The 10,054-nt window shown below is 60.2% G+C and carries 6 protein-coding genes; 4 read left to right on the top strand and 2 right to left on the bottom strand.

Annotated elements, in window-relative coordinates; translation table 11 throughout:
* Positions 1–70: 70 nt before the first annotated feature.
* From PLJ71_02100 to PLJ71_02115, 4 genes are read left to right on the top strand one after another with little or no spacing between them, the layout of a single operon-like run.
* A complete protein-coding gene (locus PLJ71_02100; protein ID HQM47445.1) occupies positions 71–1,009 on the top strand; it encodes a BadF/BadG/BcrA/BcrD ATPase family protein in 939 nt (312 codons plus the stop codon).
* Positions 1,009–1,746, top strand: coding sequence for a sugar isomerase domain-containing protein (locus tag PLJ71_02105; protein HQM47446.1), 738 nt, complete (start codon positions 1,009–1,011; stop codon positions 1,744–1,746). Before PLJ71_02100 ends, PLJ71_02105 begins: the two co-directional genes overlap by 1 nt.
* A 30-nt stretch (positions 1,747–1,776) precedes the next feature.
* A complete protein-coding gene (locus tag PLJ71_02110) occupies positions 1,777–4,212 on the top strand; it encodes a glycoside hydrolase family 38 C-terminal domain-containing protein (GenBank protein HQM47447.1) in 2,436 nt (811 codons plus the stop codon).
* Positions 4,213–4,251: 39 nt separating this feature from the next.
* Positions 4,252–4,698, top strand: a complete 447-nt coding sequence (locus PLJ71_02115; protein HQM47448.1) for a hypothetical protein — start codon at positions 4,252–4,254, stop codon at positions 4,696–4,698.
* A 62-nt stretch (positions 4,699–4,760) separates the two neighbouring features.
* Here PLJ71_02115 and PLJ71_02120 read toward each other — a convergent pair whose 3' ends face one another.
* Entirely contained in the window at positions 4,761–6,809 is a 2,049-nt protein-coding gene (locus PLJ71_02120) for an alkaline phosphatase family protein (protein HQM47449.1), read from the bottom strand.
* A 621-nt stretch (positions 6,810–7,430) separates the two neighbouring features.
* The coding region (locus PLJ71_02125) for a DEAD/DEAH box helicase (protein ID HQM47450.1) at positions 7,431–10,054 on the bottom strand (2,624 nt) is incomplete at its 5' end.

Below are 10,054 nucleotides of genomic sequence, written 5' to 3' on the forward strand. Positions count from 1 at the left end.
CCTACAATGCCGCTTTTGTCAGGGACGGCGTACGGACAGGCGGGTTTCTGCAGGGTCAACAAGCATCGTAATGTCAGAAACTAAGAAAGAGTTGTGGCTTGCCATCGAGGGAGGCGGGACCAAGACCCGTCTCTATTTATCGGATACGGACCGGAAAGTCCTGGCCCGGGAAGTCGGCGGGACCTCGTCCAGCCTGTATGTGCAGGCGCCGGACTACGAGGCCTATGCCTCGCGAATGCGCGTCCTGCTCCGGAACATCAGGGAAACCGCCGATGATGCGTGCGGTCGCGTCACGGTTGTGGGTCTGGCGGCCCCCATGGTGCAGGAACTGGTAACGAAGCTTGTTCGCGAGGTCCTTGGCGCTGTCGAGTTTGTCTTCACGTCGGAGGCGGCAATCGCCTTGGCGTGTCACGACCTCTCCTCAGGCGTCAGCATGGTGGCCGGCACGGGAGCGGGATGCGTGGCCCTCAACGAAGAGGGGCTGGGCGCCGGGTGCGGCGGCTTCGGGCCCCAGTTCGGCGACGAAGGCAGCGGCTACTGGATCGGCCGCGAGGCCATTGCGGCCGCCATGCGCGAGAACGACGGCCGGGGGCCGGAAACGGCCCTTACCCGGGCCCTGTGCGCATTCTATGGGATCGGCCACATCCTGGAGATCTACAAGTTTCGCGACCCGGGAGGGCATGTGTCCGGGCCGAAGGTCGCCTCATGCGTGCCTGTAGTATTTGAAACGGCGCGCGCGGGCGATTCGGTTGCCAGGGCCGTTTGCCGCGGCGCGGGGCACGCCTTAGGTCATACCATCGTCGCTACGGTCAGGCGCGCGGGAATAACCGAGAGGCCAGTGCCTGTCGTATTAACAGGCGGCGTGTTCAACGGGGGCGCGCTCATACTGACACCGCTCAGGCGGGTTCTTCGCCGAAGCGGAATCGAATTCAAGCTCTTCCCCGTGGTGACGGAACCGGGGGAAGGGATACTCAAGGTGATTGAAAAACAAAGACAGGGAGTTTCTTGATGGGATACCTGGATGATTTCTTTGCCGCGGCGGGCAGCGTCTTTGAAGAGATCCGCTCCACACAACGAGCTGCCATAGAAAACGCAGCGGAGGCGATTGCCTCAAGTCTTGCCGGGGGCGGCGCTTTGTGTGTCATGGATACCGGGCACATGCTGAAGCACGAGGCTTTCAACCGCGCCGGAGGGCTCATGACAATCGCGCCCTTCTCCTATGCGCTGAACCTCGAGAACCCTCTTCACCACCGGAAAGTGGAACGTACCAAGGCGGAACTGGCCGCTTTGGAAGCGCGCACGGTGGCGCTGGCGCTCGACACCAGTCTCCTTAAATCCGGCGACGTGCTTATCATCAATTCCAACTCGGGCCGCACCCCCAACGTCATCGAAACCGCGCTGCAGTGCCGCGAACGGGGCATCACGACTATCGGCATCTCGTCCTCCGCCCAGATGCGCGGATGCGATGCAGCCCATCCTTCGGGCAAGAAACTGTTTGATGTGGTCGATGTCGCACTCGATAACTGCGCCCCGTTCGGCGACGCGGCCGTGGAGGTCAAGGACGGCGAAAAGATGTGTCCCATGAGCGGCATGGCTGGCGCCTACTGTCTCTGGGCCGTGCATGCGGAAGCCGTCGAGCGTCTGCAGGCTCGGGGCATCAATCCTACGATTTTCCGCAGCGTGCACGTCAGCGGCGGAGGGTTCATCGAGGAACAGCGCAAGAAATTCCTGGAGAAAGGCATCTAGTGCCGCGTTCCGGGCAGAATGGGAGATTCCATGGCAGGCAAATCACCTAAGAAAACCGTTCACATGATAGGCCACGGGCATATCGACCCCACCTGGTTGTGGCGCTGGACCGAAGGATACGAGGAAGTCCGGGCGACGTTTCGCAGCGCTCTCGACCGTATGAATGAGACGCCCGAATTCCGGTTCACTGCGAGCAGCGCCTGTTTCTACGCGTGGGTGAAGGAGTGCGACCCCGAAATGTTTGAGGAGATTCGCCAACGCGTGAAGGAAGGGCGATGGGAAGTCGCAGGCGGCTGGTGGGTCGAGCCCGATTGTAACCTGCCTGAGGGCGAGTCCTTCGTACGCCACGGTCTGTATTCGCAAGGTTTTCTGCAGCGCGAATTCGGCATACGGGCGCGCGTGGGTTTCAATCCCGACAGCTTCGGGCACGCGGGCACGCTGCCGCAAATCTACAAGAAGATGGGTATCGACTACTACGTCTACATGCGCCCCGACGCAATCCGCGAGAGGGATTATCCCCAAGGCACCACTTTCTGGTGGGAAGCCAAAGACGGCTCCCGGATATTGGCCTGTAACCTGCAGGAAACCTACAACGCCGATTCTGAGACCCTGGAACGGATCGGCCGCATCGCACAAAACCCGCATCTCAATCCCGGACAATGTCACATCATCGCCTTTTACGGCGTGGGGAACCATGGGGGAGGGCCCACGAAAAAAGCCATCCAGCAGATCCAGGAGGCTCAGCGGCGAAGCGACCTGCCCAACGCCGAGTTTTCCACTCTTATCGGTTACTTTGAGGGATTTCTGGCCACGACCGACGCGTCACGGCTCCCCGTCATCGCCACGGACCTTCAGTTTCATGCCCGGGGCTGTTACAGCGCCCATTCGGGCGTGAAGCTCATGAACCGCCGCACGGAACACGAACTGATGACCGCGGAACGGTTCGCGACGCTGGCATGGCTGCTCCTCGACCGCCCCTTTCCGAAAGACCGGCTGGTCCAAGCGTGGCAGTACCTGCTTTACAACCAGTTTCACGACATTCTCGCCGGGACCTGCCTCGAATCATCATACGAAGACGCGCGCGACCAGCAAGGCGCCGCGCGGGCTGCTGCAACCGATGCCGCGAACCAGGCCCTGCAGGTGATAGCGCGTGAGATCGACACCTCCCCGGAAGGCAATACGATCGTCGCGTTTAATCCGCTGCCTTGGCCCGTCACGGAGACGCTGGTTGCTCCCCAGAGCACCTCGCGGGCTCTGAAACAGCCGCTTCACCTTGCCGATGACCGCGGAAAAACAGTGCCCATGCAGGTGGTGCGGGGCGAGCGGATAGGTCACGTGAATTATGCATTCACCGCCGAGCTGCCGTCTTTCGGATACCGCTGCTACCATCTCCGTTCCGGCGCGAAGGGAACCAGAGTCTCCGGTATGCTCGAAGCCGGCCGCGATTTTCTCGAGAACGGCTGGTGGCGCATCGAGTTTGACCCCTATGGCGGTCACATCTCGCGATTGTCTGACAAGAAGAATGGCGTGGAGGTGCTCGATAAGGGCAATGTGCTGGCGGCAATGGTCGATTCGTCCGACACCTGGAGCCACGGGTATGACGAGTTCCGCGTCGAGGCCGGCCGTTTTGGCAATGCGGTCCTTACGCTGCTGGAGGCGGGTGATGTGCGGGCAACCGTGCTGGTCTCGTCATCTTATGGCCGCTCGTGCGCTGAAACGTACGTGACCCTTCACCGGTTCACCGACACCATCGACTGCCGGTTTCGGATTAACTGGCAGGAACGCTACACCATGCTGAAACTCGCCTACGAAACGCGGATCGAGGGAGGCGAGGTTACCTGCGATACCGCGTACGGCGTGCAAGAGCGTGCGGCCCGGGGCGAGGAAGTGCCCTGCCAGAAGTGGCTCGATCTCACCGGGACCATCGGCGGCTCGCCATACGGTTTGGCTCTCCTTAATGACGCCCAGTACGGTTTCGATGCGCGCGAAGGCGTTTTGCGGCAGACGCTGTTGCGCAGCCCCGCCTACGCCCATCATGACAACGGCCGTGTGGATGCTTCCTACCCGTGGCCAATCATGGATCAGGGCTGGCGCCGCATGCATTTCCGCCTCGTCCCTCACTCGGGGACCTATCAAGCTGCCCGTGTGCCGCGGAAAGCCTGGGCGCTGAACGAACTGCCGATCGTCCATGGGGAATCCGCTCATCCCGGAACTCTTCCTCCCACGGCGGCCTTTATGGAAACCACCGCCGAAAATGTTATTCTTTCCGTGATGAAGCCCAGTGAAACCGGAGAAGATTTGGTCATTCGCGGTTACGAGACCGACGGTACGGCGGGCGATGTCCAAATCACGTTTCCTCAGTGGGGCAAAAGCGTGACGAGCCACTTTGCTCCGCATGAAATAAAGACCATCAGAATTGACACGGATACCTGGAAGGCACACGATACCGACCTGCTGGAAGAATAGCGGGCGCTTCCCGGCATCTTTGAAACGCGAGTCCGTTCCATGAACCTCGAAGCCATCGAACAGCGTACGCTGAGTCTCCTGAAGCAGGCCATGAATCCGCTTGTTCCTTTCGATACCCTGGTCGAACACCTGCGGCGCGAGGAAGAGCTGGGCGAGTTCTCCAACGCCGAGCTGCTTGACTTTCTGCGGCACCACGAGTTGTTTGAAGTCGTCGAGCCGCTCAAGCTTGCGGCACAAGGAATTCCCGAGGCAGTGTTCGCCGACGCCGGTTTGCGGCTGTCGCCTCACGTAATCTTGAACACGCGGGTCCCCACCGAGCGTCAAATGGCGGAGCAAATGGGCCGGCAACTTCGCAGTCTCGCGGACGCCCTCAGCGCCGCGATGGCGGCCGCGAAGGAACAGGGACAACCCGACAGGGCCCAAGCGCTCATCAAGCTGCTGGCGCGCACCGAAGAACTGCATGCGCGCGTGGCCAGATTCGCCTGACATGACGCACTGTTCCGCTGCAAGCAACAGCATGCGGCGGCCCCAGCGTGGAATGGTCCGGGTTAGACCAGGTTGCGTCCTTCGAAATCTTCCGGGGGCTTCACGTCAACGTAAGCCAGCGTCGTCACGCCCAGGTCGCGGATATCGGGTTCTTCGGCTGCCAGGGGCCTGTTGACAAACAGCATGCCGGGGATGCGCGAGAAGTTGGACGCCACGTGGTCGCCGCTCCATTTGTCGAGGTTCGGTATCAGGAGTTCTTTCGGAATGGCGCCTTTTGCGGCGCTTTTCGTGTTCTGATAACCGCGCGCGTACCCCAGAGAAATGTCAGGGGCGTCATGGACGGCCACGCCGCTATACACGTCCCGGGAATACAATTCTTCGAACACCTTCTCGCCGGTATCGGGATCGGTGACCGCAAGCAGTTTTTCACGCAACTCCTGGATAAGCGCATCGGCTTGCTCTGGCGGGACGATCCCGTTGCGTTCACGTCCCTGAATGTTCAGGTACATCGAACTCAACCCGATGGCATACGCCCGTGTTCGCGTCCAGTCGAAGTCCATCAGGAATCCCTTTTCGCCCACCGCCGTCTCAGGAGCGTCCTGGCCTTCCACCGCGGCATACCCGTTACGCACCAGCCACGTGTTGATGTTGAATCCTTTGCGAAACGTCTCGAATCCGTGGTCCGACATCACGATAAACAGGTCGTTTTCCTGGATTTTCGGCATGACCTTGCCCACGATTTCGTCCATTTTCTCGTAGGACTGTTCGAGGGCTTGGCCGTAGAGCTTTGCCCCTTCAGCGTCGTACATGGGGTGTTCCGGGTCCCGGTACCGCCAGAACATGTGGCCGATGCGGTCGGTGGCGGTCCACGCGGAGATCAGCACATCGAAGTCGTCGCGCTCGAGTTCGTCGAGGGTCAACATGGCCCGCCATTCCATGGTCCGCATGGAGTCTTCCAAGAACCCCTTTTCGGTCAGTTCATCCTCGCGCAGAGCATGGGTCTCGTGCGCCCAGCCCAAGGTCTTGAACAGCCCGTAGCGTTCTCTGAGCTCGTGCATATAGCCTTCGGGGCAACTCATGGGTGCGTACGGCGCGTCGGGATGAAACTGAAAAGCCGACATGTACAGACGTACCCGTTCGCCCGCTTCCATCAGATAGAACCGGCTTATCGCCTTGACTTCAAACCCCTGCGCGGGCTCGAAGGTCCACTCGAGCCATTCCGACCAAGCCCCTTCTCCGAGGGTAACGGTGTTGGCTTGGGCAGAAACGGTCAGGGTGCGCGCGCTCCGGTCCACGGTGAACTCGAACGGGAGTTCCGTATCCTCCGAGCGCTCCCTTTGAGACGCTTTGGGGATCCGCGCGCCCCGAACGGCGACGGCAGCCTTGCCGTCCACGAACTCGAGGGCGTATCGCGCACCCCCCGAGATGTTTTCCTCGAGCTGTTCGGGGGTATAGGCATCGGAGAATGCGGAGAATGAGTTCTGAGAGCCCCGTATTTCCGGCACATCCAGGCCGCAGAGCATCTTGCCGTGCTCCAAGGAGTCGGCCGGAAAAGCGTATGGCACATTAAACAGTTTACAGCGGATCCCTGCGCGGTCCGCTACCACCCAGAATGGGTCGCCTTTGCGAAAACCGATGGCCTTTGCCCGGTCCGCGACCGTCCCGTCGTGCCGCTTGGTGGGGTGGAGCAACTTGGATGTGCCGATGTCGGGCAACTGCGTGGCCGGGTTGCGCCGGATGAAGTCGTAAATCCCATGTCCGCCGGGGTTTTTGCAGGTCGTGAAGGAATTCCATGCCGCCGGAGACTGAGGGGGAATCGTGGACCGCAGCCGCATAAAGGCGCCTGTCTCCCGCAGCTTCTTGAGGTTGGGCAGGCGTCCGGCATCCAACATGGATTCGACCAGGGTCGGCTCGGCGCCATCGAATCCAAGAATGATAACCCGGCCCTTTGGCTGCGGCGCCGGCTTTAAGGCTGCGGCTGTTTCTTCTGGCTTGGCTTGTGGAGGTGCGCCGGCTGGGAGGGGTGCTTCCTTACTGCACGAGAACATGCCGCCTGCCGCCATCATCGCCCCGGTTGTGAGAAAACGCCGCCGAGAGACTCTCCCTTGCATCTGCCCTACTCCCTGCAACTGGTTCGTTATAAAGCGCTTACCCTGAAGAATCGTAACAGACATCTGAACGCTGATATTCCTGGGAAGCTGTACTCGTATGCGGTCTGGGTGAGACTATAGCGATGTCCGGCATTCTCTGCAAGTCTGGAAGCGGTTTGGAAAGGGGGCTTCCGGGACCGGACGCTGGGGAGGACGCCCGGTCCCGGGGGAGGGAAGGGCCTGAAGTTGGGGGACTTCAGACCGGGTCATACGCCACAGTAGGCCGAGGGGGAGACCTTGTGGCTATGAATGCTTCAACTTGTTCCACATATTAGATATGCAAAGTCGGTGCCAAGTTTCATTGTTTTTCGCAACTCGCTGTCAAATAACTCTTTAGCGGTTTCTGGCGGCTTTTCCGCGCGTTTCACACACCGCATATCGGGTAACTTCGCCGCTATGAGGTGGTTCCTATACTTCAATTGGGGCATTGCAACCTACAAATAGCACCGTATTCTTGCATCAAAATTATACCACAAGAATGATCTCTTTGCAGACAAGGCCTCGGTTTCGGCGTAATTGAATTTATTGAATTTGCCAGGGGTGGTTTCCCTGCTCGGGTTGTTCTTGTTTGGTCTTGTACGTTCAGGCGGCACTCTGCGCGGAAACGCTTTCGCTCAGGCGTACTTCGTCCGGGGAGAGTTCCAGGACGAACCCGCGTTTGGGAATCGTTCGGATGATGTTGCCGCGGGCGGGAGCTACGCGTTTAACGCGGTCAAGGACCTTTCGTTTCTGAAAATGCATTTGATTGGGTTCCACCACAACATCTCCCCAGACCGCCTCGTAGATGCGGTCGTAGGGCACGCATTCGCTTGGGGCTTCGGCCAAGACCCTCAGCAGCCGGTACTGTTTGTCTTGGAGGCGCACGATTTGTCCATCGACCACGACTTGGCCGGGATGGCGTTCGTCGACTATGAGCACGGGTGCTGGCGCGGCGGGAGTGGAGGGCGGAGTATGTTGCATCTCTTGTTTCGCCCATGTCTTGATGATTTTTGCGTTCGCTTTACCCACCCATCGCGCTATGTGAGGCTCCGATGCCTCGGAGAGCTTCTCGGGCGTATCAAGACGGTGCGCCTCCAATGCCAGGAGGATATTGCGGTCGACGCCTTTCAGGCGGAGGCGCACAAGGGGCAGGAGGTTTTCGCGCACGCCCCATTGCACGCGTTCCGCGTAGAGCAGCAGCCGTTCGATAAAGCGCTCTTGAGCGCCAAAGGCCGCGGCGATCGTGGCGGTAGCGTCGATCAGCCAGCCGAGTTGCTCCGCCGTTGCGAAGATTTGGCCTGCGAACACCCGGAATTTTTCTTCGATGTCATACAAGCCGGCCTGGTCCATCCAGTCAAGCATCACCAGGGCTGACTTGATGGCGCGCACTTCCTCGAAAAAGGGCATGAGGTCGCAGTTGCGGAGACGGTTCAACGGTACGTTGGCCGAGAGGTCTTCGTCCATGGTAAGGCGTTTGAGACGTCCCGGATAGTCGGAGTGGTCATATTCCCGGGTCGTGAGAGAGAGGTAGGGACCGCGCGCGTCGGGGGTCAGCGCCATGGCCAGCAGGAGATCGGTCGCGCTCCAATGGCGCGTTTCCGATTCGTGAATCCACGCCGCCAGTTGCAGGCCTGTGGCAATGGTGACGCCCTTTGCGGTTACCGCGTGCCCGAAGGGAGTGGCCTCGAGCCCGTGGTCGCCCACCCGGGTCAACATTCCCGCGTCGACGGCCCTGTTTAGTGCGGCTCGGACCCGGAAATCCACTTCCTCGAGGGTCAGGGCCGTGCTCCATAACCATTGACCGGTCAGGGTGCTCTCGAAAAAGAGCCGCAGGGTCTCCCCGCTGGTGCAAGTGCGCGAAGCCACCAGTCGCAACGCGTGATCTTCCAGGGGGGTCTCGGCGAGTTGCGGCGTGATGCTTTCTCGAGCGCCTTCCACATACCGCCGCCACAGGGTTTCATGGTCGAAGGGGGTGGGGGCGATGAGGATCGAGCGCCCGAACGCCTTGCCCGAGCCGTAGCGCCCGGCGCGGCCGCCCATGTTCTCGTATTCGCCCCGCAGAATCGGCGTTTTCCAAGGCATGCTGAACCGGTTGTCGTATTGCCATTTCTCCGAGGTCATAAAGACGTTCTGGGCCGGCAGGTTCATGCCAATCGCCAGCGTGCTGGTCGATACCATCGCCTTGATCTCGCCCTGGCGGAATCCGTCTTCCACGGTACGCCGCTCCTCAGGAGACAAGTCGGCGTTGTGAAACGCGACGCCGTTCGCCAACGTTTCGAGCAGTTTATTGCGCGAATGGGTGTTCTCGAGGTCTTGCAGTCGCTCGATGGCCTGTTCCGCGGCTGGCAGCGACAGGTGTTGCGCGAGCAGTTCTGCTCCGCGGCGCGATTCGTGTTTCGCTTTGACGAAGATGAGACAGGGCTCTTCCTGCGCCACAAAGGCTCCAACGTTCTCCATCAGGGTTTCCCACGCGGAGCATTCGAGGTCCGTGTCGATGAGCCGTTCCTGGCCTTCCGAGAACTCATTGTAAGTCCGGTATCGGAACAGGCCCTCATGAAGCACCCCGTACCTCAGCTCGACCGGCCGCCGGTCATATTGCACCAACTCGGCCTTCATCCAGGCCGCGAGTTTATCCGCCTCGCCCAGAACCGCCGACATGCCGATCACCCGGCAGCCGCTTTGCAGGATCTGGGTCAAGAGTAGTTCCACGTTGGCCCCGCGGTCGGGGTCGGACAGCAGCTCCAATTCGTCGGCTATCACCAACTCGACTTCCGTGAAACGCTCCGGCCGCCGTACCAGAACCTGACTGAGCTTCTCGTAGACCACGATCGCGATGGAGAAATCTCCCGACTCCAACTGGGCGTCAAAATGGCGGTGGTCGCGCGTCGAGATGATTACCTTGAGGCCGTAGGGCGTGTACTTCTCGTCGAAATCGAGGTATTTCTCTTCCGCTAACGCCTTCAATGGCACGAGATAAACCACCTTCTTGCGGCGTAAGGCGGTTTGAATAGCGGCCATCTCGCCCACGAAGGTCTTACCCGAACTCGTCGGCGCCTGGATCAGCAAATTGGGGGTTCCAAACAGGTTATGGCGTTTGATCGCGAGTTCTTGCACCGGCAGCAGGCATTCGCTCTCCCGCGCCTGCCACAGTTGAATCACCTCCGGCGGAATGTCGTACCGGAGCAACTCCGTCATCTTCATCCCAGCACCCTCCCAGGATTCCCGCA

This window comes from Candidatus Hydrogenedentota bacterium, assembly GCA_035416745.1.
Taxonomy (GTDB): domain Bacteria; phylum Hydrogenedentota; class Hydrogenedentia; order Hydrogenedentales; family SLHB01; genus UBA2224.

Coding starts and splice junctions, on each gene's coding strand:
- PLJ71_02100 (HQM47445.1), top strand. CDS start 71: ATGTCAGAAACTAAGAAAGAGTTGTGGCTTGCCATCGAGGGAGGCGGG.
- PLJ71_02105 (HQM47446.1), top strand. CDS start 1,009: ATGGGATACCTGGATGATTTCTTTGCCGCGGCGGGCAGCGTCTTTGAA.
- PLJ71_02110 (HQM47447.1), top strand. CDS start 1,777: ATGGCAGGCAAATCACCTAAGAAAACCGTTCACATGATAGGCCACGGG.
- PLJ71_02115 (HQM47448.1), top strand. CDS start 4,252: ATGAACCTCGAAGCCATCGAACAGCGTACGCTGAGTCTCCTGAAGCAG.
- PLJ71_02120 (HQM47449.1), bottom strand. CDS start 6,809: ATGCAAGGGAGAGTCTCTCGGCGGCGTTTTCTCACAACCGGGGCGATG.